This window comes from Actinosynnema sp. NPDC020468 (assembly GCF_040642015.1).
Lineage (GTDB): Bacteria > Actinomycetota > Actinomycetes > Mycobacteriales > Pseudonocardiaceae > Actinosynnema.
Genome location: NZ_JBFAEO010000071.1, coordinates 13,853 through 35,962 on the forward strand (window position 1 = coordinate 13,853; position 22,110 = coordinate 35,962).

Consider the following 22,110-nt stretch of genomic DNA (forward strand, 5'->3'; position numbering starts at 1 on the left):
AGCTGTCCCCAGTGGAATCACGCTGATCAGAGGGGGTGGACCAGGATGAACACCGATCCCGGTGGACGGCCGCGGTTGCGATTGCTCGACCCGGCCGAGCGCCCGGGTGTGCTGCCGGAGCTGCTGGAGGTGGTCGAGCACCGCAAGTCGGGGCTGAGCCTGAACTGGATCGTGGGGTGCCCGTTGGACTGCGGGTACTGCGTGCGGCACCTGTTCGGGAACTTCGGCATGAAGGTGCCGCGGGCGTTGACCTCCGACGCCGAGGCCGTCGAGGCGCTGGTCGGGCACCCGCATTTCACGCCGCACCGCACGCCGGTGCAGCTGCTCAACCGCGCCACCGACCCCTTCCTGCCGGCGGTGAAACCGCACCTGTTCGCGGTGCTGCGCGAGTTGGACGCGCGCGGGTTGACCAACCACGTGCTGGTGATCACCCGCTGGCGGGTCGAGGCGGAGGACTGCGTCGAGCTCAACGCGTTGCGGCACCTCAAGGTCACGCTGCTGGTCACCTGGTCGGGCATCGACGACGAGCGGGTCGAACCGGTCGACTCCGACATCGCGGCACGGTCCCTGCACACCGCGCACCGCCACGCCGACCGGTACCGGACGGTGTTGTACTGGCGGCCGGTGGTCCCCGGCCTCAACGACTCCGACACCCACCTGACGCGAGCGGCGGAACTGGCCGACCACGCGCACGCGACGGTGTTCACCGGCCTGTTCTACCGCGACGAGATCCAGTCCTACTACCGCGACCACGGACTACCCGAACCCTACGAGGACACCGCGCGCCGCAAGATCCTCCCCCGGGACCTGGAACACCGCGCGCTACGGGCGTTCGGGCCAGGACGGCGACTGTTCCGCAAGACCTCGTGCGCGGTCGCGTTCACCCACGCGCTGCCCGACTACAACGGCCACCGCGGCATCCTCGAACTCTGCGGCATCTGCCCCGCCGAGCAGGTCCGACGCTGCGCCACCGCGTGGACACGCCCCGAACCGGCGCTCGCCGCCGCCCTCGTGCACGGCCTGGGCGGGCGGCTGGTCGAGGTCGGCGAGCGGGCGTTGATCGTGGAGGGCCTGGACGAGCAGCGGCGGTACCGGGTCCAGCACGAACTGGGCTACCAGGTCCACGACGCCGGGTTGCCGCACCACCCCGACCGGCACGGCCGCGCCGAGATCGGCTGGCCCACACGACAGGACGCGTCATGACCGCACTCGACCCCGCCCTGATCGGCCGCCCGCTCGCCGTGGTCGACATCGAGGGCAACGGCGCCCGAACACCCGAGATCGTGGAACTCGCCGTGTTGCCCGTCGACACCGACGCCCCCACCACCGCCGACCTCCGCACGTGGCTGGTGCGGCCGAACACGCCCGTCAACCCGGTCGCGCGGCGGGTGCACGGCATCGGCGAGGACGAGATCGCCGACGCGCCCCGGTGGACCTCCGTCGCGGCCGAGGTCGAGTCCCTGCTGGCCGGGCGGACGCTGGTCGCGCACGGCGCCCACGTCGACTACGCCGTCCTGGGCCGGCACCTGCCCGAATGGACGCCACCGATGGTTCTCGACACCCTCGCCCTGTCCCGCCGGACCTGGCCCGACCTGCCCTCCCACAGCCTCGTCGCGCTCGTCGCCCACCTGGGCATCACCCCCAAGGCCGACGGCCTGACCGGGCAGAAACCGCACCGGGCCGGTCACGACACCTGGTGCGCCTGGAAAGTCCTCGCCGCCGTGCTCGCCGAGCGCGCCTGGACCTGGACCGAGCTGGTCGACCAGGGCGCGCTCAAACCCTTCCGCGCCAACGCCACACCGGAAGGAGGCCTGTGGTGATGGAGGACACCGACCGGGCCGTCGTCATCGGGATCGTCGGAACCCACTCCACCGGCAAGACCCAGTTCCTGTCCCGACTCGCCCATGAGCTGCGCCTCCACGACATCAACGTCGCCACCGTCGCCGACCTCGGCGAGCAGGCACAGCGTTCCGGGTTGCCCATCCTGCACAACCACACCGCCGCCTCCACCCTCTGGTTCATCACCACCGGCATCAGCAACGAGACCGAGGCCGCCCACCACGCCGAGGTCGTCCTGGTCGACCGTGCCGCCCCCGACGCGCTGGGCTACTACCTCGCCGCCCTGCACCACCGCGAGGAACACCCCGACCCCGACACCCTCGCCTGGCTCGGCGACTTCGTCCGACACCACAGCCACCACCACTACGACCTGCTCTACCGCACCACCCTCGACACCACGCTCCCGCTGGGCACCAACAAGCCGCGCGACGGCGACCGCCGATTCCGCGAACTCGCCGACCACCACGTCGCCACCGTCCTGGAGGACCTGGCCCTGTCCCACACGGTGATCGCGGCCGACTCCCACGACCGGACCCTGCGCGAAGCCCAGCAGTTCGTCTTCGCCAAGCTCTCCGCCCCCGACCCGCCTTCCCTGCCATGACGAAAACGCAACGGGTACAGGAGCCGCCGCCCGGCGAGGCGACAGCACCCCAGTCCCACACGATCCGGCTGCGCTTCGTCGCGTTCGCGAAGGCCGCCAGGCTCGCCGGCTTCTACTCCGACTACGCCCTCGCCAAGGCGATGGGGCTCAACCGATCCACCGTGACACGGGTCCGCGCCGAGGAACTCCAACCCGGGTCGTCGTTCATCGCCGGAGCGCTGATCGCCCTGGCACCCATGCAGTTCGACGACCTGTTCGAGGTGTGCTGAACCCGCACCGCCTCCGACCTGTCACCACAACAAGCACATTCGAAGGGAACCCCGTCATGGAATTCACCAGCGGCGCGACCGTCCAGGCGTGCGCGAAGATCTACGGCGACGTCTCGATCCGTCTCCAGGTCGCCGGAAACGAGATCGAGGTCGAACTCGGTCGAGCCCTCGACCTGACCTTCACGGTCAAGGGCGCGAAACGAGTCATCGAGGAGCTGACCGGCGGCGTCGCCGAGATCGAGGGCGCGGGCAGTCCGGCGGACGTCGAGGACGAACCGGTTCAGGAGTAGCCGCACCCGTTGGCATCCCGGAGCCGACCGTGTCGAACTGCTCACCACCGGCTTCGTGGATGACCTCGCTCCTCTGGTTCGCGTCGCGTCGGACGTGGCGCGAACCGGCAATGCCCGCTGTGGTCGTGGTCCTCGTGCCGTCGGCGCGTGGACGGAACCGGGTCGCCGCGTCGACATCGACCCGTCGAGTTCCGCCCTGGCCTCCGCGACGACGGTGGTCGCCACCCCGTGCCAGGCGTGACGGCCTTCCCCAGGACGACGCACAGCGAGCGCGGTGAGCCCTCCGCGCACCGGCCGCCCCGAAGGCCCGTGCGCGAGGCGTTGCACACCGCCACACCGGGACGGGGCCGATCCGCACCCCGGCCCCGTCCCGGTTTCCTCCCGACGCCCACCAGTCGGTTCCCGAACACGGCGGGACCGGAGCCCGCAGTCAGAGCGGTCCGGTCCCGCCGCGCCACCCCGTTCCCGAGGACATGCCCATGACCGTTGTCGCGACATCCGAGATACCACCGCCGGCGTGGGAACCCCTCGTGGTCCCCACGGTGCCCGCGATATGGCCGACCACGCTCGACCTCTCGACGGGCGCCGTGCGGGTGCGTGTCGGCGACGAGGTGGACGCGATGGTCGTGCGGGCCGGTGTCGGCGCGGAGATCAGGCACCAGCTCGTGCAATGGATGCTCGACGCGCCGGTGATCGTCGCGCCCCGACCCCGAAGCCGGCCGGACGACTGGATCCTGCTCGCGCAACCACGCACCCCGATGTGCGCCGCCGCGATCGAGGACCTCGCGTTCCTCGGGGTGTCCTTCCCACGCCCGGACTCCACGATCCTGTTGCCGGCACACGGTTCGACCACCGGCCACCGCTGGCTGGAACCTCCCGACCCGGACCGGGTGCCGCCGCCGTGGGGCGCGGTGGTCGGCGCCGCGCGACGCACGTGCTCGAGGACGTGGTGAGCCTGTCGCCCATGAGAGCTCACGACAGGTCGCGGTCGTTGATGCCGTCGCTGGACGAGGAGCGGTTGCAGGTCGCGTTACGGCAGTGCGCGCTGCGTTCCCCCGCAACCGGCGCCGACGCCACGGCGTTCGAGCGCCTGCGACGCGAGTCCGCCGAGATCCTGCCGCGGTTGGCGAGGGACCTGGCCGAGGGCACCTGGCGCCCCGGACCGCCCACCCTCACCCACGTGTCCACCTACACCGGCAAGCAATTGGAGTTCTGGCTCCCGCCGGTCCTCGACCAGGTCGTCCACCGGGCCGTGCGCAACGCCGTCGACCGGATCACCGAGACGCGAGTACTGCGGGACTGGGTGTCCGGATACCGGCCCGGACGCAGCCGCGTCACCACGTTGCGCCACGCCGCCCGACTCCACGCCCGCGGGCTCCGCGCCGTCGCCGACGTCGAAGCCGCCCCCGCGGGCGAGGCGAGGCTCGAGGAGGTCGTCGGCTGGCTCACCCCGTACATCCGGGATGACGCCTTCCTCACCGTGCTGCGGACCGCCCTGTCGGTGTTCCCCGACCCGACGGCACCCGGCACCACCCTGGCGCCGATGCTGGTCAACCTGCGGCTCTCCCGCTGCGACACCGCCCTCGACGGTCCGCACATGATCCGCTTCGGCCGGACCTACCTCGCCTTCACCACCGATCACGGCGAAGCGGAGCGGGCCTTCACGGTCATCGCCGAGGCGCTGCACACGCGGGGGCTCCAGCCGCACCCCGGCAGTCGGGTCCGGACCGCGGTCAACGTCGAAGACCTCCTCCTCAACGGCAGGTGACCACCGTGGACATCGACTGGATCCTCGTCCCCGGCGGAACCTGGACCACCCACGACCAACGGTCCTTCACCGTCCGCACGCTGCTGTGGGCACGGACACCCGTCACCCGCCGGCAACTGGGCACACCACACCCGGACGGGCACGGACGCCACCCGGCCACCGGCCTCACCCACGCCCGCGCCGTCCGAGCCACACAACACCTGGGCGGACGACTGCCCACCGCCGCGGAATGGGAATGGATGGCCGCCGGCCCCGAACGCCGCCGCTGGCCCTGGGGCGAACAGGAGTGGACCCCTGACCACGCCAACCTCTCCCCCTCCGACATCGGCTCCACCACCCCGTCCTCGCACACCAGGCCGGCGCGACACCACACGGGATCCTCGACGTCGCAGGAAACGTGTGGGAATGGACCCTCAACCACGTAGTCCACAACGGAGTCGCGCTCCGCGGCGGCTCCTACGCCTCCACCCCCACACAGGCCCGCGCCACGTTCCGCAACATCGCACCGGCCGAACTCTCCTCCCCCGGCATCGGATTCCGCGTGGTCCGCGCACCGTGACCACCAGCACGTTCCCACTGCCAACTCGATAGCGCTGGCGACCCCGGACGGCACCGCCCTCATACGACCGAAGACGCTTCCAGGAGTACCTTTCCACCATCGGAAAGAAAGTCGACAGCAGGTCGATTTGCCCCCTGCCGCACTACCCGGATTCCTGTTCTGCTGGTCACACGGAAAAACAACAGGAAGTCTCGACCGCCCAGCGTGGACGGTTTCCCAGAGGGAGGTGCGATGGGTGAGCGTTTCTTCCGGTGGCTCCCCTACAAAGGACATCGGCACGCGATACCCGTGACGCTGGTCGCGGACGACGCGGGCCTGACGCTGTGCGGAACCGACGTGATCGTGCCCCGCGTCCCCGCCGCCCGGTTCCCGGACGGCTGCTGGCCCACCTGTGTGGCCTGCGACCACCTGTGGCGGGAACACGAGGGCATCCCGCAATTTCACGGACGACACAGCCCACCCGATGCCCGCGCCCGCGGACGGCACCAGCCCGCCCCCCGCCGGGAAGCCATTCCGCGCCACGATCGCAGCGGGACACCTGCGACCAGACTCCCGAAGCAGCCCACCGCACGTGTGGTTCCACCCGAATCGGTGTGCCCGCCCTCCCACGAGTAACGATACAATCCGTTTCAGAACCACCGAAACGGCATCGGACAGAAGACGCATTTGTAGTTCATCTGCATCTTTGCGGAGGCGACATGGCCGAAGGCGAGCAACCCGACATCACCGGATCCGCCAGGGCTCGTCTCGCCCACGAGATCCGCCGCCGGCGCACCGAGGCCGGCCTGAGCCAACCGCAACTGGCCAAGAAGATCGGATACACCAGGCAGTACGTGTCCCTCGCCGAACGCGAGGTCCACAACCTCCCCTCCGCCGAGTTCATCAAGGCCATCGACCAGGCACTGGACGCCGGTGGCGTCCTGACCGCCTTGCGCGCGCAGGGGAAAGCCGAACAGGAACACCTGCGCCAACGGTCGAACGACCGACGGGCGCGGTTCGACGAGCGGCCCGAAACCGTTGCCCCACCGCGCCTTTCCGGCCGAACCCCGATCACACCGACAGGTCCAGGGGCTCTGAGCTACGCGGCAGCCCTGGTGGACCGGCTGCACCGCACCTACCAGGCGGCGCGCTACGCCGAGGCCACCCAGGCGCTTCCCGGCACGTTCGACACCGTGTCGTCGTTGATCGCCGAGACCACCGGCAGGTCACGCCGGCACGCCCTGTCGCTGTACTGCCAGACCGCCGTCGTGTCGGCGAAGATCGCCACCAAAGCCGGCGACGGCATCGCCGCCTACGAAGCCGCCGACCAGGCCCGCACCGCCGCCGACGAGGCCGAGGACGTGCACGGCCAAGCCTCGGCCGCCTACCAGCTGACCTGTGCCCTGCTGCGACTCCACGACGCGGGCGGGGCCGAGGAGCACGCGCTCACCTCGGCGGACGCCCTCCCCGCCACCGACCGGGCAGACGCCACCTGGCGGGGGATGCTCATGCTCATCGCCGCGGTCTCCGCGGCCCGCCGCGGCGATAAACCCGAAGCACGACAACGGCTCCGGCACGCCGAGCACTGCGCGACCGTGCTCGGCCACGACGCCAACATCGGCTTCACCGCCTTCGGCCCGACCAACGTCGCCATCCACCGCGTCTCGGTGGCGAGGTCGTCCGACGACCCCCACCACCTGCTCGCCGAAGCCGAACAGGTCGACATCGCGACCCTGCCCGACGGCCTGCACGGCAGGCGAGGACGTTTCCACCTGGACAACGCCTGGGCACACACCCGACTGCGCCAGGACCCGCTCGCGGTCATCCACCTGCTGGAAGCCGAACGCACCGCGCCCCAACTCCTGCACACCGACCCGACCGGACACGCGCTCGTCCACGAACTCCTGTCCCGAGAACGACACCGACGCACCCCCGGCCTACGCGGCCTGGCCACCCGCATCGGCGCACACACGTGAACACCCGCCCCCGCACGGCCTACCTGATCGCCACCGCCGCACCACCTCTGCTCAGCCTCCACCACCTCGTGAGCGCACTGCACACCACCGGCTGGAACGTCCACCTCATCACCACCCCCACAGCCGCCTCATGGCTCGACTCCGACGCACTACCCGCCGGCACGACGATCAGGACGGGAACACACCCACCCGACCACCGCGACCCACTCCCCCGCGCCGACGCCGTCCTCGTCGCCCCCGCCACCTTCAACACCATCAACAAATGGGCACACGGCATCAGCGACAACCTCGCGCTGGCCCTGCTCAACGAACTCCTCGGCACCGACGTCCCCATCCTCGTCGCACCCTGCGTCAAACAACCCCTACGAGACCACCCCGCCTACCACCCCAGCACCCGAACCCTGACCGCCGCCCACGCCACCCTTCTCGACCCCGACCACATCACCACCCGCCTGCCCGACGGCGCGACCACCTTCCGGTGGGACGCGATCCTCAACGAATTCGCTCATCTCACTGGATCCGCCTGACCGGGCAGAACCCAGGCAGGATTCGCAGACCACTGTGTCGAAAACGAGTGAGAGGTTCGGCGCGACCTTCATCGCGACCGCCAGCTTCCCCGGGCCAGCACAGCGCACGTGTGGTTCCAGCCGAAGCGGTATGCCCGCAATCCCACGAGGAACGATACGATCCGTTTCAGGACCACCGAAACGGTATCCGGCAGAAGAGGCTCCGCACTTCATCTGCAACTTTGCGGAGGCACCATGGCCGACGGCGAACAACCCGATATCATCGGATCCGCCAGGGCCCTACTTGGTTACGAGATCCGTCGCCGACGGGTGGAGGCAGGTCTTAGTCAACTCCAGCTGGCGAAGAAGATCGGTTATACCAGGCAGTACGTGTCCCACGCCGAACGGCCCGGCCACAACCTGCCCTCCGCCGAGGTGGTCCGGGCGATCGACGGCGCCCTGTCCGCGCGCGGGGAGCTGATCATGCTGCGGGAAAAGGCGAAGTCCGAACAGCAGCGGTTGCGCAGGGGGCCGGTCGTCGAACACCTGAACCTCGGGCTGAAGGCGCTCACCACGTCGGCGTACGAATCGGATCCAGCTGTCGACGCGAACATCAGGCCGGTCTCCGTCGACCTGAGCCTGGACGTGCCACCCCGTGGGCGGGTCGGTCGGGCCGAGGTCGACCAAGTGCGGCTGATGACCGGCTTTCTGGCCTCCGGCGAGAACCTCTACGGCGGCGGCATGGTGGGCGAGGCGGGTGCCGCGCACCTCCGCTGGTCCTGTCGGGCACTGGAGTCGCACTGCGACCCGACGGCCAGGTCCTCGTTGTTCGAGGCCGTCGGAAACCTGGCTGGGGTGGTGGCCTTCACGGCCTTCGACATGGGCGACCACGCCACGGCGACACGATGTTCCCGGACCGCCCTGTGGTGTACCGAACAGGCGGGTTCGTGGGAGCTGCGCGCGGCGGTCCTCACCGACATGACCCGCCTGTCGCTCCACTCGGGCGAGTTGGACGACGCACTCTCCCTGATCGAGTTCGCCCAGGTCCGCAGAGACCGGCTCACCGCCACGGCGAGAGCGGTGGCCGCGGTCGTGCACGCCCGGGTGCTGGCAGTGCTCGGCCGCCACGACCAGGCCAGGGCGGCAGTCGACCGTGCCGACGCGCACTTCGCCGAGCGCCGCCCGGCCACCGACCCGCCGTGGCTGGTCTACTACGACCAGGCCGAACACGCGGGAAGCAGCGCGCGGGCGTTGACCCCCGAAGCCTTGTCCCGCAACCGTCCCGGCGAGGCCGCCGAACGCCTCGCGACCGCGATCCGCCTGCACACCGACGCCTATCCACGATCACGGGCGTTCTCCACTGCCCGCCTGGCCGCGCTGTACATGGCTGTGGGCGACCCGAACGAAGCCGTCGTCCTCGGAAGGCGGGCTGCCGCGGACGCCACCGGGTTCCACTCGCTGCGGATGACCGGGGAACTACGCGCACTGATGCGCGCCGCCGCGCAGCACCTGACGATCCCCGACGTCGCGGACCTGCACCACCACCTCGCGTCCACCACCGCCGATGCCTGACACCACCGACACCCGTCCCGCCCACGACGTGCTGACCCGGGCAGGCGCCGAAGCCGGCGTGCCGACCACAGGGGCAGAACTGATCCGCGACGGCTCCAACGTCCTCTACTGCCTTCCCGGCGGCATCGTCGCCCGCATCGGCCCACCCGGCACGGTCGGCACCGCCGAACACCTGCTCCGCGTCTCCCGATGGCTCGCCGCGACCGGAATCCCGACCGTCCACGCCCTGGACACGACGCACCGACCCACCCTCGTCGACGACCGACCCGTCACCTGGTGGGCCGAACTACCCCACCACCGCCACGCCACCCCCGCCGAACTCGGCGCCACACTGCGACGAATCCACGCACTGACCCCGCCCGACAACCCGCCGCTGCCCGTCCTCGACCCGTTCCACGGGCTGGCCGAGGCGATCTCCAACGCGACCACCCTCACCCGCCACGACCACGACCTGCTCACCGACCTGTTGGCCAGGCTGCGCCAGGAGTACGCGACCCTGCACCCCGACCCGCCGCGCCACGTCGTCCACGGCGACGCCTGGCAGGGAAACCTCGCCATCACCGATGACGGCACCCCCGTACTGCTCGACCTCGACCACCTCGGACTCGGCACACCCGACTGGGACCTCACGCCCATCGCCGTCGACCACACCGACTTCGCCCGCATCACCCCCACCGACTACACCGCCTTCGTCACCGCCTACGGCGGCCACGACGTCACCACCGCACCCGCCTACCGCACCCTCGCCACCACCACAGAACTCCGCTGGACCACCTACCTCCTCCGCAAAGCACACACCAACCCCCACGCCGCCACAGAAGCCGAACACCGCCTTCGGTGCCTCCGCGGCGACATCCCCCACCCCTGGCACTGGACCGCCTTCTGACCACAGGACGACACCTCACACACGCCCGGCGACATGTGCGAATCCAACCTCGATCCATTCGCCTCTCGGTGCCCGACCGTGAAGCGCCTGCGGGTGCGGACCCGGGTGCGCTGCTGGCGATGCGACGCAGCGTCCAAGTGCCGGGCCACGCAGGGGCGATCGACCGGATCCGCCACTGGTTGGAGCGATATGACCGCTGCGTGTTCGGCGGTCAGGCCGGCGGCGGTGTTGGTTTGATCCGGGCGGCGACCAGACAGGCGGCGACAAGAGGCGGAAGACCACCGCCCGTCCGATCGGAGGCCCTGCCGGGCGACACCGGACGCCACTCGGCGACGGTGCCCCGTCGACCGTCCGGCACACCGCGTCCCGCTGCGGGTCACGGGCCCTGACGGTCGGGGGCGGTCAGGGCAGGTTGAGCGCAACGCAGGCAGGTTTGCACAGTTCACCCGTTCGGGGACGACCCCATTTAGCGCTGGTAAAAAATCAGGAGCCGGTCGCTCCCGATCCGCTCCTTCACGGCACCTGCGAGGATCGCTTCGTTACCGCTCCGTGACCATTTTCAAGATCGTTCCGCAAGCACGAAAAGCCCGCTGACCTGGTTATATTCTCCAGATACAGCGGGCTTCCTCAGACCGTCGCGACGACAGGATTTGAACCTGCGACCCCTTGACCCCCAGGAACGGGATCGCGGCGCGGGACGCGGTGTAGACCGAGCCCTGGTGGGTGGTCGCCGAGTACAGGCCGTAGCTGCCGAACGCCCGGTCGCCGGGGTCGTCGCTGGTCAGCGCCTCGATGAAGCACGGCGTCCGGTCGGCGGTGTCGTAGGCGTCCTCCAGCGCGGCCCAGTCGAGGTCGTGCAGCCCGGTCGGCGGCGCGGTGCGGCCACGTAGCGGCGGGCGTTCGAGGTCGTCGTCCGCGAGCTCCTCGACCTCCGGCGGTACGAAGGCCGGCAGCGCGTCAGGGTCGAACACCGGCTGCTCCGGGTACGCGGCGCACGGCCAGCAGCGCGATGTCGTCCGCCGCCGGCCGGTCGCCCACCATCTCCGCCATGATCCGGACGCACGCGGCCTCGGGCGGTTCGGCGAGCGTGACCGCGCGCAGCTGCTCCACCGTGGTGTCCAGGTCCACGCCCCGTCGTTCGACCAGGCCGTCGGTGTAGAAGGTGACCAGCGCGCCCGGCGGCAGGTCGACGCCGACCGACTTGCGGCCGGTGACCGCCAGGCCGAAGCCCACCGGCGGGCCGACGGGGACGTCGAGCAGCGCGGACGGGCGACCCGGCACCGCGAGCACGGGCGGCAGGTGGCCCGCCAGCGCCAGTTCCAGCCGGTGCGCGGCGGTGTCCACGACGCCGTAGCCGATCGTGGCCATGGTGTAGCCCTCGAAGTGGCCGGTTTTCCGGTCGAGCCTGCCCAGCACCTCCGCCGGGTCGGCGAACTCCAACGCGTAGGCGCGCAACGCGCTGCGCAACCGGCCCATCACGATCGCGGCCGGCAACCCGTTGCCCGCGACGTCGCCGATCACCAGGCCCAGCCGGCCGTCGGGCAACTCGAACACGTCGTACCAGTCGCCGCCGACCCTGCTGTGCGCGCCGGGCACGTACCGGGCCGCCATGTCCCACTCGGCGGTGGCCGGCAGCACCCCGGGCAGCAGGCTGTCCTGCAACAGGGCCGCCGCCGTCCGCTCGACCCGCGAGCGCTGCGCGTGCGCGGCGATGGCGAGCCGGTCGGCGACCAGTTGCAGCAGCACGACCTCCTCGTCGGTGAACTGCCGGGCGGCGGCGCTGCCCACGTGCAGCACGCCGGTCAGATCACCCTGGGCGACCATCGGCACCCCGAGCATCACCCGCAGCCCGCGCGTCCACAGCAGCGGGTTCACCACGGTCGACTCGTCCACCTGGTCGATGCGCACCGGTTCCCGCAGCAGCGCCACCCGACCCGCGAACCCCGTGCCGATCGGGATGCGCACCCCCTGGAAGACCTCGGCCTCCAACCCGGAGGCCGCCCGGGCCACCAGCTGCCGGCCACCGGTGTCGGCGAGCAGGACGCTCGCCGTGTCGACCTCGAACAACTGCCGCACCCTGGGCAGCAGCACGGCGAACAGGTCGTCCAGCTCCAGTTCGCGCAACCCGCCGTCGGTGATCGCCTCCAACACCGCCAACCGGGTCCGGGGATCCAGAACTCCGCTCATCCCTGTCCCTCCCCCGGCCGACGCGTGGCGGACACGATAACGCGGTCCCGTCACCTCCCCCGCGCGGCGATGGCCCGCCGAACCCGGGCGAGTTCGGGATCGAGCCGCTCGACCAGCCGGAGGTGCTCCCCCGTGCCCAACCGGCTGAACACCTCCATCTCGAACATGTCCCAGAAGAAGTCGCCGGTGTCCTCCACGATCAACCGCCGGATCACCCCGAGGCACCGCGTCAGCAGATCGAGGTCCGGCGACTCGGCCGACACCTGGCGTTCGATGAGATGCGTGTTCATCCGCACCGCCATCGACCACTCGCCCACCGGCAGCAGGAAGGAGCCCGACCGCAGCGCCGCGCCCAACCGGTCCTCGGCGGCCTCGACGATGAACTCGCGACTTTCCGGAACCAGCATCCACAACAGGTCGGCCAACCTGCCGAGGCTCCAGGTCATCCGCCCGCTCTCGACCTGCTCGCGCCGATCCGCCTCCGGGTCCCACGAGGCGAGGCTCTTCCCCATGAGGCTGTTGCGCGGCACCCGGTAGCTGCCCCACCAGACCTCGACCTCGATGAACTCGGACTCGTCGTCGGCGCTCACGACAGCAGCTCGGACAGTCGGGCCCGCGCGGTCGACCACGGGCGGGGGTGGAGGACCGGGATGGCGTGCCGGCGGGCCTGGGCGGCGAGCCAGTCGCCGTAGTGGGCACTGTCGGTGGCGCGCTTGCGTTGCGGGCCCGAGGCGGGTTCACGGGTCAGGTAGTTGTGCAGCAGGCGGGTCGGGTCCGGTTCGTGGACGACCACGGCGCGGACCTCGGCCGGCCAGGCGGCGCAGTGTTCGGGGAGGAGGTAGTCGCCCTCCAGCACCAGGGGCAGGTCGGTGTCGAGGTGGTTGGCGATCACCGCGTCGACCGCCGGGCGCAGGGCGTGTGCCAGCGCGACCTGGCGGGCCAGCACCTCGTCGGGGCTCAGGTCGGTGTCGTCGTGGTGCAGCCAGTGGTGCAGGTCGGGGTGGGTCGCGGCGGTGGTGACGGACTGGGTGGCGACGACCAGGTCGTCCACCTCGACCAGCGCCGCGCCGCGGGCGGTGGCCAGGGGGTAGGCGAGCGAGGACTTGCCGCTGCCCGACGCGCCCGAGACGAGGAGCACCTGCCACGTCACGACGTCACCGCCCCGATCCCGGACGGCCACCCGAGGACGATCATCCCCCACCTCCATACGCCTCCGTACGGTCGGCACCCTACGCCACCGCGCCGGCCGGGCAACCCTGCGGCCGCCACGCGCGTCATGGTCGGTGATGAACCCCGACATCGATCCGGGGCCGAGCCTGCCCGCCGACGTGGTCTCGCAGGCGGGTGCCACCGGTGTCCTCGAATCGCCGCTGCTGTGGCACGCGCTGGTCGTCGCGGCCGTCGTGGTCGGTTTCACCGGTGTCCGCCACCGCGCGCGGTTCGTGGCCGTGCTGCTCGTCGCCGCGGCACTGGCCTGGGCCAACGCCTCGGTCGGCTACCTGCGCACGCCGGCCGACCTGCTGGTCGCGCTCGGCGTGCCGGCGCCCCGCGACAGTCCCCAGCGGCTGGACCGGCTCGACCTGCCGGACCCGGCCAACGGCATCCCGCACGGCCCGATCCGGGTGCTGCTGCCGCCCGGTTACGACAACCCGGCCAACGCGCACCGGCGCTACCCCGTCGTGCAGCTGCTGCCCGGCTCCCCCGGCGGCACGTCGGACGACTGGCTCACCGCGGGCGGTGTCGCGGACACGGTCCGCTCGTTGCTCGACCACGGGGTGATCCCACCGACCGTGGTGGTGCTGCCGGACGTGTCGGCGGGCGCGCCCACCACCGACTACGAGTGCCTGGACGTGCCCGACGGCCCGCGCGTCGAGACCTACCTGACCCGGACCGTGCAACCGTGGGTGGACCGCCACTACCGGACCATCCCCGACCGCGCGCACCGGGCGCTGGGCGGCATGTCCGGCGGCGGGTTCTGCGCGCTGAACACCGGTCTGCGGCACCTGGACACCTACGGCACGCTGCTCGTCTCGCTGCCCTACGACGACCTCGGCGACGCGGCGGCGCTGCTGGGCGACCACCCGGACCTGGTCCGCGCCAACACCCCGCGCGACTACCTCCCGACCATGGCGTTCGACCGGCCGGTGTCGGTGATGCTGAGCGCCGGCGCCGACTCGCGCGACGACGTGGTCACCGCGCGCCGGGTCGCGTGCGGCCTGCGGGCGAGGGGTCAGCGGGTGGCGATGCGCGTCGAACGCGGTCACGGCCACGACTGGCACGCCGCCCGCGCCGCGCTCCCCTACCTGCTGGCGTTCGCCGCCGCGCACACCCCGCGGGAGCAGGAGGCACGCCCGCCCGACCACCCGAGGTGGACCCGGCCGGTCCGGTGACGATCACCGGGGCACCCGGCCGGCGCGCGACGTGAGCCGGTCGACCGCCCACACCACCAGCGCGCCCGTCGCGAAGCCCGCGCCGAGGAGACTGGAGCCGACCCAGCCGTGCGCGGCGAACAGCGCGGTGGTGGCGGCCGCGCCGAGGGCGGACCCGAGCGAGTAGAAGACCATGTACCCGCCGATCACACCGCTGACCCGCTCCGGGTAGGCGGCGGTGAGCTGGTGCTGGTTGCCCACGTGCACGACCTGGACCGCGAAGTCCAGCGCCACGACGCCGACGACCGGCGGCCACAGCGTCCACGGCAGCACCGCGATCGCCGCCCACGACAGGACCAGCAGCCCGAGCGCCACGCCGGCGACCGGGCCCGCCCGTCCGGCGTCCGCCCACCGACCGGCCCGGGCCGCGCCGAGCGCGCCGGCCAGTCCGACCAGGCCCACCAACCCGATCCCGCTCCCGCTCCACCGCCACGGCGACGCGGCGAGCGGCAGCGCCAACCCGCTCCACAGCGTGCCGAACGACGCGAACAGGAAGAACGCCACCAGTCCGCGCGCCAGGAACGCCCGCTGCCCGACCACCCGGCGCAGCGCCACGACCGCTTCCCGGTACCGCCCGACGCGCTCCTCCCCCGGCAGCGCGACCAGCACGAGCACCGCCAGGCCGAGGGACAGCACCGCGAGCAGCACGTAGCCGCCGCGCCACCCCCACACGTCGGCGAGCGCACCGGTCACGACCCGCGCGCCCAGGATCCCGACCACGACGCCCGAGGTCACCACGCCGAGGGTCCGCCCGCGCTCGGCGGGCGGCGGGACCGACGCGGCGTAGGCGACCGTCGTCTGCACCACGACCGCGGACAACCCGGTCACCGCGAGCCCCGCGAACGCCGCCCACGCGACCGACGCCGACGCGGTCACGACCAGGCCCACCGCGGTGATCGCCAGGTGCGCCGCGACGAGCCGACGCCGGTCGACCACGTCACCCAGCGGCACCAGCAGCACCAACCCCGCGAGGTAGCCGAGCTGACCGGCCGCCACGAGCCACCCGGTCGACTCGGCGGGCAGGCCGAGATCGCGTCCCATCGGACCCAGGACCGGCTGCGCGGCGTAGAGGCCCGCCACCGCGACACCGCACACCACCGCGAGCAGCAACTTCCGCCACCCCGACATCGCGACCCCAATCAGTAGCATTTCGCAACCAATTGGAGCCTACGGCGCGCCGACCCCACTCCTCAACTCCCCGTCGGGACGGCCGGCGCGACCCGACCGGTAGTAGTGTGAAACCAATTGCCGGACGAGCCACCGCCGAGGACGCAGCCGATCAGTTCGGGGGTCAGGACGTGACCACGCCATCCGCCGTGTCGGGACGTCCGGTCGCGCCGCCCAACGGGTGGACCGACCCGCCGTGTCCCGTCGCGCGCGCCGTGGACCTCGTCGGCGACCGGTGGAGCCTGCTCATCCTGCGCGACGCGCTGGGCGGCACGCGGTCGTTCACCGACTTCCAGCGCGGCCTCGGCGTGGCCAAGAACATCCTGACCGACCGGTTGCGCCGACTGGTCGACCAGGGCCTGCTGGAGCGCCGGACCGCACCGTCGGGCAAGCGTCAGGAGTACGTCCTCACGGGGTCCGGCGAACGGCTCTTCACCGTGATCGTGGCGCTGCGCCAGTGGGGCGAGGCGCACGCGTTCGACGCCGGCGAGACCCACTCGGTGCTGGTGGACGACGACACCGGCGCGCCCGTGCCGAGGCTGCGCGTCGAGCGCTCCGACGGCGCCGTGCTCACCGCCGCGAACACCCACGTCGAGCGACTCGCCTGAGCGGCCGGCTCAGTCGGCCGCGATCCGGGCCAGGAGCTTCGTGAAAGCCTTGTCCAGCACCGAGACCTCCTCGTCGGTCAGCACGTCGAACAGGTAGCGGCGGACGGTGTCGACGTGGCCGGGCGCGGCGGCCTCGATGGCGGCCCGACCGGCCGGGGTCAGCCGGACCATCGAGCCCCGGGCGTCCTCCGGGCACACCTCGCGCACCACCAGACCGCGCTTCTCCATCCGTGCCACCTGGTGCGACAACCGGCTGCGCTCCCAGCCCACCGCCACGCCGAGGTCGCGCGCGCGGACCAGGCCGTCCGGCGCCGCCGACAGCGGCACGAGCAGCGCGTAGTCCGCGTTCGACAGTCCCGACTCGCGCTCCAGGTGCCGTTCCAGCGCGCCGTTCAACTCGCGGTTGAGGTCCAGGTAGGCCCGCCACAGCCGCGCTTCCCGCTCGTCCAACCACCGGGGTTCCGCCACGCGATCAACGCTAACAGAGCTTTGTTGACGCGTCACCAAACTCGCGCTAACTTTGTCGACGTGTCCACGACCAAGGCCATGCAGCTCGGGATCTACAGCTTCGCCGACCGCCACCCGGACCCCGTCACGGGCGAGCAGCTGTCGGTGGCCGAGGCGTTGGCGAACGCCCTGGAGCGGATCCGGCTGGCCGACGAGCTCGGACTCGGGTTCTACGGGCTCGGCGAGCACCACCTGCCGGACTACGCCACGTCCAACCCGGCCACCGTGCTGGCCGCCGCCGCGCCGCTCACCGAGCGGATCACGCTGAGCAGCGCCGTCACCGTGCTGAGCACCGAGGACCCGGTGCGCGTCTACCAGCAGTTCACCACGCTCGACCAGCTCAGCCGGGGCCGCGCCGAACTGCTCGCCGGGCGCGGCTCGTTCACCGAGTCGTTCCCGCTGTTCGGGGCGAGCCTGGAGGACTACGACGAGCTGTACGAGGAGAAGCTCGCGCTGCTGGTCCGGCTGAACGAGGAGAACCCGATCACCTGGTCGGGCAAGTTCCGCCCGCCGCTGGAGAACGCCGAGGTCTACCCGCGCCCGTACGGCGACCGGCTGCGGATCTCGGTCGGCACCGGCGGCAACCCCGAGTCCTCGGTGCGCGCGGGCCTGCTGGGCCTGCCCGTGGTGTACGCGATCATCGGCGGCAAGCCGGAGCGGTTCGCCCCGCTGGTCGACCTGTACCGCCGCGCGGGCGAGGCGGGCGGTCACGCGCCGGGCGACCTGGAGGTCACCATGAGCGCGATCGGCCTGGTGGCGCGCCGGTCCCAGGACGCCAAGGACGCGTTCCACCCGTACTGGCTCGAGACGATGAAGTACGGCGCCCGCGCCCGGGGCTGGGCCGTCCCGTCGCGCGCCGAGTACGACGCGTGGACCGAGAACGCGAACTCGATCTTCGCGGGCAGCCCGCAGGAGGTCGCCGAGCGGTTGATCTCGGTCGGGAGGCTGGTCGGCGCGGACCGGTACGCGCTCCAGATGGACTGGGCGGGCGTGCCGCACAAGCTCGTCATGGAGGCCATCGAGCTGATCGGCACCGAGATCCTGCCGCTGGTGCGCGCCGAACTGGGCTGAGCACGGCCGCCGTGCCACCGGAAAGGCCGGCGGCACGGCGGGACCGCCGCCTACTGGCAGACGCCGTCGCAGGCCCACAGGTACAGCGTGCCGCAGCCGTCCTCCTGGCGGACGCAGCCGATGGGCCAGTTCGTGCAGCCGGTGCTGCCCGAGCACCAGTCGCTGTAGTTGGAGCAGTCGCAGTCGCGCGGCAGGGCCGCCTGCCCGACCGGACCCAGCGTCGCGAGCAGCAACCTGGCCTCGTGCGCGCCGAACGCCGCGATCGCGTCGGCCTTGAGCGCGTCGAGTTCGCCCGCGACGGCCTCCTTGCGCCCGGCGAACGCCCGCGGCGCCACCGCCTCGGCCCGGTCGACGACCGCCGCCTGCGCGCCGGTCAGCGCGCGGTCGGCGCGGAACCGGGCGAAGTGGTCGAGCCACCAGCGGGTGCGCAGCTCGGGGCCGGCCTTGGCGAACACCGCGCGCCGGTGGTCGACGGGCAGCGCGGCCACCTGGTCGTAGTGCCGGGGCAGTCGGTCGAGGTTCGCCTCGACCCACTCGTCCGCCGCCGACCGGGTGTCCGCGAACGCCGCCGCGCGACCGGTGGCCACCAGCCCGACGGCCACCGCCACACCACCGGCCAGGCGCAGGAACTGCTTGCGCCCCAAGGTGTTCTCCCGCGGTGCGCCCACGTCGCCCAGCGCGCGCAGCACCCGGGCCGTCGCGCGCGGTCCCAGTTCGCGGGCCAGGCGCCAGGCCATCGCCCGCCCGGTCCAGACCCGCACGTCGTCACCGTCGACGCGGATCAACGTCGGTTCCCACGGCGCGTCCGCGCCACGCCACGCGCGGACCGCGTCGTTGTCCAGCGGCAGCACCTCGAGCCGTCCGCCGGACGCTCCCGCGACCGCGCCGGACACCTCGCGACATCGGCCGCACGAGGCGTCGAACGCCAGTACCAGCTTGCGAGCAGCACTCATCGCACCGTCCCCCCAACCAGACCCCCGGTCACCGAGGGTCACTCGATGATCACCAAGAGCACCGTACCTCGGGATGCGAAGGATCGTCCACATCTCGCCGAACCGACGATCCGCGATTAGCTTCTGACCATGGGCGCAGCGGTGGAGTTGGAGGTCGGCGACCGGGTCGTGCGGCTGTCCAGCCCGGACCGGGTCTACTTCCCCGAGCGCGGCGAGACGAAGCTGGACCTGGCGCGCTACTACCTGTCGGTCGGCGACGGCATCGTGCGGGCGCTGCGCGAGCGGCCGTGCATGATGCACCGGTTCCCGACCGGGGTGTCCGGCGAGAAGGTGCACCAGAAGCGGCTGCCCCACGGCGCGCCGCCGTGGGTGCGGACCGTGCGGGTGCACTTCCCCCGGTACAACCGGCACGCCGACGAGCTGTGCGTCACCGACGTCGCGGACGTGGTGTGGGCGGTGCAGATGTCGACCGTGGAGTTCCACCCGTGGAACTCGCGCGCCGCCGACACCGAGAAGCCCGACGAGTGGCGGATCGACCTGGACCCGATGCCCGACTGCCCGTTCTCCCGGGTGCGGCGGGTCGCGCACGTGGCGCACGAGGTGCTGGACGAGCTGGGCGCGGTCGGGTGGCCGAAGACCTCCGGCGGGCGCGGGCTGCACATCTACGTGCGGATCGCGCCCGACCACGGTTTCCAGGACGTGCGGCGGGCCGCGCTGGCGTTCGCCCGCGAGGTCGAGCGGCGCGCGCCGGACGACGTGACGACGACGTGGTGGCGGCGCGACCGCGACCCGCGCAGCCTGTTCGTGGACTACAACCAGAACGCCCGCGACCACACGATCGCCGCCGCGTACTCGGTGCGCGGCAACCCGCGCGGCACCGTGTCGACGCCGATCCGCTGGGACGAGGTGGACGACGTGGAACCCGACGACTGCACCATCGCGACCGTGCCCGCGCGGTACGCCGAGCTGGGCGACCTGCACGCGGGCATCGACGACGCGGTGTTCTCGCTCGACCCGCTGCTGGAGTGGGCGGACCGGGACGGCGCCGAGGTGCCCGGCGACGAGTGATCACCGCAGCACGCGCGGCGTCCGCCGACCCCGCTCGACGCCGTTCCCGATGTGGTGCAACGCCTCCCGCTCGGTCCACCCCGCGACGCCGACGTGCCCGGAGGCCGCCGCCAGCAGCACCGCGACCGCGGTCCCCTCGTCCAGCCAGCCCGCGCCGACGAGTTCGCCGAGCCGGCACGCGGCGGTGAACGCGGTGTGCGCGCGGGTGCCCGGCCGCGCCGAGCGCACCCGGTCGACCTCGCCGTCCACCACGGCCGCCCGGTAGGCCTCGATCCGCCGGGGCGCCGCCCGCTGCGCGGGCACGAACACCCGGGGTGCCGGGGTGAGCGCGGCGACCAACCACGCCGGAGCGGGCGCGACCGGCACGTCCAGCACCACCTCGTACCCCCGGAACCCGGCGCCGGTCCGCAGCACCGAGCCCGCCGCGACGACGTACCCGCCCGCCGCCCTCGTGTCGACGCCCGGGCCGAGCCGGCCCACCGTGTTGCGCAGGTCGACGCCGGGCGGCGCCCGGAAGTACCGGTGCTCGCCACCGCTGGCCGTGCGCACGGTGTAGGTCGGCCCGGTGTCACCGGCCGCGGCGAACGCGCGCGGGCCGTCGGGCAGGTCGAGGTCCACCACGAGCAACTCCGCGCCGCGGCAGGAGATCCCGACGTTGTACGGGCGGCGGGACCACCAGTGCCGGACGAGGTCCGGGTCCAGCGTCGCGTGCCGGTCCCAGTCGCGGACCGCGGGCGTTTTGCGGTAGGGCCGCAGCGGCACCACGGGCCAACCCCGCTCCACCGCCGCCGACGCGGCCCGCCACCTGCTCGACCCCATGACTGCCCCCCGGTCGGCTCGTGCCTCGACGCGGGGGAAGCGCGTCCTGCCCTCCAGTGTGCCGCCGGTCCGGCCGCCCGTACACCTCCGGCGGGAGCATCCCGCGGGCACCCGATTTCGTTGGCGCTCGCGCCGGGGCCGCTGGTCTACTGCGCGCCATGGACACCGCCCCGATCATCGCCAGGACCCGGTCGCTGCTGGTGGAGCACTACGTGTTCCCGGACGTCGCGGCCGAACTCGCCGACCTGCTCGGCCGCCGCGAGTACCGCGCGGGCACGCCGGAGGAGTTGGCGCGGGCGGTCACGGCGGACCTCCAGTCGGTCAACGGCGACCTGCACCTGCGCCTCAAGCACCACGCGACGCCCGTGCCGGAGGAGGACGACGCCGCGTCGTTGCAGGAGATCACCCGGAAGTTCGACCTGTCGCTGGGCGGCGTGCCGGGTGTGCGCCGGCTGCCGGGCGGGGTGGCGCACCTGGAGCTCGCGCCGTCGCTGTTCCCGATCGAGTGGGCGGGCGACGTGCTGGCGGCGGCGTTCACCCTGGTCGCCCGGGCCGAGGCGCTGGTGCTGGACCTGCGGGCGAACCTCGGCGGCGACCCGCACACGGTGGCGCTGGTGTGCGGGTACCTGTTCGACGAGCCCACCCACGTGAACTCGATCCACCACCGCGAGGGCGACCGGTGGGAGCAGTTCTGGTCGCCGGGTCACGTCGCGGGGACGCCGTTCGGGCAGACCAGGCCGGTGTACGTGCTGACGTCGGGGCGCACGTTCTCCGGCGCGGAGGAGTTGGCCTACGACCTCCAGCAGCGCGGTCGGGCCACGGTGGTCGGCGAGCGCACGGGCGGCGGCGCGCACCCGAGGCGCGGGTTCACCGTGCACCCGAACCTGGAGGTCACCATCCCGATCGCCCGCGCGGTGAACCCGGTGTCGGGCACGAACTGGGAGGGCGTCGGCGTGCTGCCGGACGTCGAGGTGCCCGAGTCGCGGGCCCTGGAGCGCGCCCACCACGAGGCGCTGACCGAACTGGCGCGCAGGGACGGCGACACGCCGTCCCTGC

At 72.1% G+C, this 22,110-nt stretch carries 27 protein-coding genes; 19 read left to right on the forward strand and 8 right to left on the reverse strand.

The window, feature by feature from the left end; translation table 11 throughout:
* Positions 1-45: 45 nt before the first annotated feature.
* From AB0G50_RS33325 to AB0G50_RS33390, 14 genes are all read left to right on the forward strand, one after another.
* The gene (locus AB0G50_RS33325) at positions 46-1,203 is read left to right on the forward strand and encodes a radical SAM protein (protein WP_360117107.1); all 1,158 of its coding nucleotides are present in this window, start codon (positions 46-48) and stop codon (positions 1,201-1,203) included.
* On the forward strand, positions 1,200-1,820 hold the full coding sequence (locus tag AB0G50_RS33330) for a 3'-5' exonuclease (RefSeq protein ID WP_360117110.1): 621 nt from the start codon (positions 1,200-1,202) through the stop codon (positions 1,818-1,820). The genes AB0G50_RS33325 and AB0G50_RS33330 overlap by 4 nt, the downstream gene beginning before the upstream one ends.
* Positions 1,820-2,440 carry an AAA family ATPase gene (locus tag AB0G50_RS33335; protein WP_360117185.1) on the forward strand — a complete coding sequence of 207 codons (621 nt, stop codon included), beginning with the start codon at positions 1,820-1,822 and terminating at the stop codon, positions 2,438-2,440. The genes AB0G50_RS33330 and AB0G50_RS33335 overlap by 1 nt, the downstream gene beginning before the upstream one ends.
* Positions 2,437-2,709, forward strand: coding sequence for a transcriptional regulator (locus AB0G50_RS33340; protein ID WP_360117113.1), 273 nt, complete (start codon positions 2,437-2,439; stop codon positions 2,707-2,709). Before AB0G50_RS33335 ends, AB0G50_RS33340 begins: the two co-directional genes overlap by 4 nt.
* Positions 2,710-2,765: 56 nt before the next feature.
* Positions 2,766-2,999 (forward strand): hypothetical protein, encoded by a 234-nt coding sequence (locus tag AB0G50_RS33345; RefSeq protein ID WP_360117116.1) that lies wholly within the window; start codon positions 2,766-2,768, stop codon positions 2,997-2,999.
* A 542-nt stretch (positions 3,000-3,541) separates the two neighbouring features.
* Entirely contained in the window at positions 3,542-3,952 is a 411-nt protein-coding gene (locus AB0G50_RS33350; RefSeq protein ID WP_360117119.1) for a hypothetical protein, read from the forward strand.
* Positions 3,953-3,963: 11 nt separating this feature from the next.
* Positions 3,964-4,767 carry a Retron-type reverse transcriptase gene (locus AB0G50_RS33355; RefSeq protein WP_360117122.1) on the forward strand — a complete coding sequence of 268 codons (804 nt, stop codon included), beginning with the start codon at positions 3,964-3,966 and terminating at the stop codon, positions 4,765-4,767.
* A 5-nt stretch (positions 4,768-4,772) separates the two neighbouring features.
* Positions 4,773-5,192 (forward strand): SUMF1/EgtB/PvdO family nonheme iron enzyme, encoded by a 420-nt coding sequence (locus tag AB0G50_RS33360; protein ID WP_360117125.1) that lies wholly within the window; start codon positions 4,773-4,775, stop codon positions 5,190-5,192.
* Entirely contained in the window at positions 5,165-5,326 is a 162-nt protein-coding gene (locus AB0G50_RS33365; protein WP_360117128.1) for an SUMF1/EgtB/PvdO family nonheme iron enzyme, read from the forward strand. Before AB0G50_RS33360 ends, AB0G50_RS33365 begins: the two co-directional genes overlap by 28 nt.
* Before the next feature lie 231 nt (positions 5,327-5,557).
* The gene (locus tag AB0G50_RS33370; protein ID WP_360117131.1) at positions 5,558-5,941 is read left to right on the forward strand and encodes a zinc finger protein; all 384 of its coding nucleotides are present in this window, start codon (positions 5,558-5,560) and stop codon (positions 5,939-5,941) included.
* A gap of 83 nt (positions 5,942-6,024) precedes the next feature.
* Positions 6,025-7,281, forward strand: a complete 1,257-nt coding sequence (locus tag AB0G50_RS33375) for a helix-turn-helix transcriptional regulator (protein ID WP_360117134.1) — start codon at positions 6,025-6,027, stop codon at positions 7,279-7,281.
* Positions 7,278-7,808: a flavoprotein gene (locus AB0G50_RS33380; RefSeq protein WP_360117137.1), complete on the forward strand. Its 531-nt coding sequence runs from the start codon at positions 7,278-7,280 to the stop codon at positions 7,806-7,808. Before AB0G50_RS33375 ends, AB0G50_RS33380 begins: the two co-directional genes overlap by 4 nt.
* A 234-nt stretch (positions 7,809-8,042) precedes the next feature.
* Positions 8,043-9,359, forward strand: coding sequence for a helix-turn-helix transcriptional regulator (locus AB0G50_RS33385; protein WP_360117140.1), 1,317 nt, complete (start codon positions 8,043-8,045; stop codon positions 9,357-9,359).
* Positions 9,352-10,245, forward strand: coding sequence for a phosphotransferase (locus AB0G50_RS33390; RefSeq protein ID WP_360117143.1), 894 nt, complete (start codon positions 9,352-9,354; stop codon positions 10,243-10,245). The genes AB0G50_RS33385 and AB0G50_RS33390 overlap by 8 nt, the downstream gene beginning before the upstream one ends.
* A gap of 599 nt (positions 10,246-10,844) precedes the next feature.
* On the opposite strand, the gene AB0G50_RS33395 is transcribed toward AB0G50_RS33390, so the two are convergent.
* From AB0G50_RS33395 to AB0G50_RS33410, 4 genes are read right to left on the reverse strand one after another with little or no spacing between them, the layout of a single operon-like run.
* A complete protein-coding gene (locus tag AB0G50_RS33395; RefSeq protein WP_360117146.1) occupies positions 10,845-11,216 on the reverse strand; it encodes a hypothetical protein in 372 nt (123 codons plus the stop codon).
* The gene (locus AB0G50_RS33400; RefSeq protein WP_360117149.1) at positions 11,203-12,432 is read right to left on the reverse strand and encodes a GAF domain-containing SpoIIE family protein phosphatase; all 1,230 of its coding nucleotides are present in this window, start codon (positions 12,430-12,432) and stop codon (positions 11,203-11,205) included. The genes AB0G50_RS33395 and AB0G50_RS33400 overlap by 14 nt, the downstream gene beginning before the upstream one ends.
* Positions 12,433-12,482: 50 nt before the next feature.
* The gene (locus AB0G50_RS33405; RefSeq protein WP_360117152.1) at positions 12,483-13,022 is read right to left on the reverse strand and encodes a hypothetical protein; all 540 of its coding nucleotides are present in this window, start codon (positions 13,020-13,022) and stop codon (positions 12,483-12,485) included.
* Entirely contained in the window at positions 13,019-13,612 is a 594-nt protein-coding gene (locus AB0G50_RS33410) for a hypothetical protein (RefSeq protein WP_360117155.1), read from the reverse strand. The genes AB0G50_RS33405 and AB0G50_RS33410 overlap by 4 nt, the downstream gene beginning before the upstream one ends.
* A 106-nt stretch (positions 13,613-13,718) precedes the next feature.
* Here AB0G50_RS33410 and AB0G50_RS33415 point away from each other — a divergent pair, with 106 nt between their 5' ends.
* Positions 13,719-14,822, forward strand: a complete 1,104-nt coding sequence (locus tag AB0G50_RS33415; protein WP_360117158.1) for an alpha/beta hydrolase-fold protein — start codon at positions 13,719-13,721, stop codon at positions 14,820-14,822.
* Between the two features lie 3 nt (positions 14,823-14,825).
* Here the strand turns inward: AB0G50_RS33415 and AB0G50_RS33420 are convergent, their stop codons facing one another.
* Positions 14,826-16,010, reverse strand: coding sequence for an MFS transporter (locus tag AB0G50_RS33420; protein ID WP_360117161.1), 1,185 nt, complete (start codon positions 16,008-16,010; stop codon positions 14,826-14,828).
* A gap of 149 nt (positions 16,011-16,159) precedes the next feature.
* Between AB0G50_RS33420 and AB0G50_RS33425 the strand changes: the two genes are divergently transcribed.
* Complete coding sequence (locus AB0G50_RS33425; RefSeq protein ID WP_360117164.1) at positions 16,160-16,636, forward strand: helix-turn-helix domain-containing protein; 477 nt, start codon at positions 16,160-16,162, stop codon at positions 16,634-16,636.
* Between the two features lie 9 nt (positions 16,637-16,645).
* Here AB0G50_RS33425 and AB0G50_RS33430 read toward each other — a convergent pair whose 3' ends face one another.
* Positions 16,646-17,104 carry a MarR family winged helix-turn-helix transcriptional regulator gene (locus AB0G50_RS33430; protein WP_360117167.1) on the reverse strand — a complete coding sequence of 153 codons (459 nt, stop codon included), beginning with the start codon at positions 17,102-17,104 and terminating at the stop codon, positions 16,646-16,648.
* 78 nt (positions 17,105-17,182) lie between these two features.
* Between AB0G50_RS33430 and AB0G50_RS33435 the strand changes: the two genes are divergently transcribed.
* Positions 17,183-18,214, forward strand: coding sequence for an LLM class flavin-dependent oxidoreductase (locus tag AB0G50_RS33435; RefSeq protein WP_360117188.1), 1,032 nt, complete (start codon positions 17,183-17,185; stop codon positions 18,212-18,214).
* A 50-nt stretch (positions 18,215-18,264) separates the two neighbouring features.
* Here the strand turns inward: AB0G50_RS33435 and AB0G50_RS33440 are convergent, their stop codons facing one another.
* Positions 18,265-19,167: a bacteriocin fulvocin C-related protein gene (locus tag AB0G50_RS33440; RefSeq protein ID WP_360117170.1), complete on the reverse strand. Its 903-nt coding sequence runs from the start codon at positions 19,165-19,167 to the stop codon at positions 18,265-18,267.
* Between the two features lie 129 nt (positions 19,168-19,296).
* Here AB0G50_RS33440 and ligD point away from each other — a divergent pair, with 129 nt between their 5' ends.
* Positions 19,297-20,235 carry a non-homologous end-joining DNA ligase gene (gene ligD / locus AB0G50_RS33445; protein WP_360117173.1) on the forward strand — a complete coding sequence of 313 codons (939 nt, stop codon included), beginning with the start codon at positions 19,297-19,299 and terminating at the stop codon, positions 20,233-20,235.
* Here ligD and AB0G50_RS33450 read toward each other — a convergent pair whose 3' ends face one another.
* Complete coding sequence (locus AB0G50_RS33450) at positions 20,236-21,054, reverse strand: bifunctional DNA primase/polymerase (protein ID WP_360117176.1); 819 nt, start codon at positions 21,052-21,054, stop codon at positions 20,236-20,238.
* A 158-nt stretch (positions 21,055-21,212) separates the two neighbouring features.
* Here AB0G50_RS33450 and AB0G50_RS33455 point away from each other — a divergent pair.
* Positions 21,213-22,110, forward strand: an 898-nt coding sequence (locus tag AB0G50_RS33455; RefSeq protein ID WP_360117179.1) for a S41 family peptidase, incomplete at its 3' end; no start/stop codon positions are given.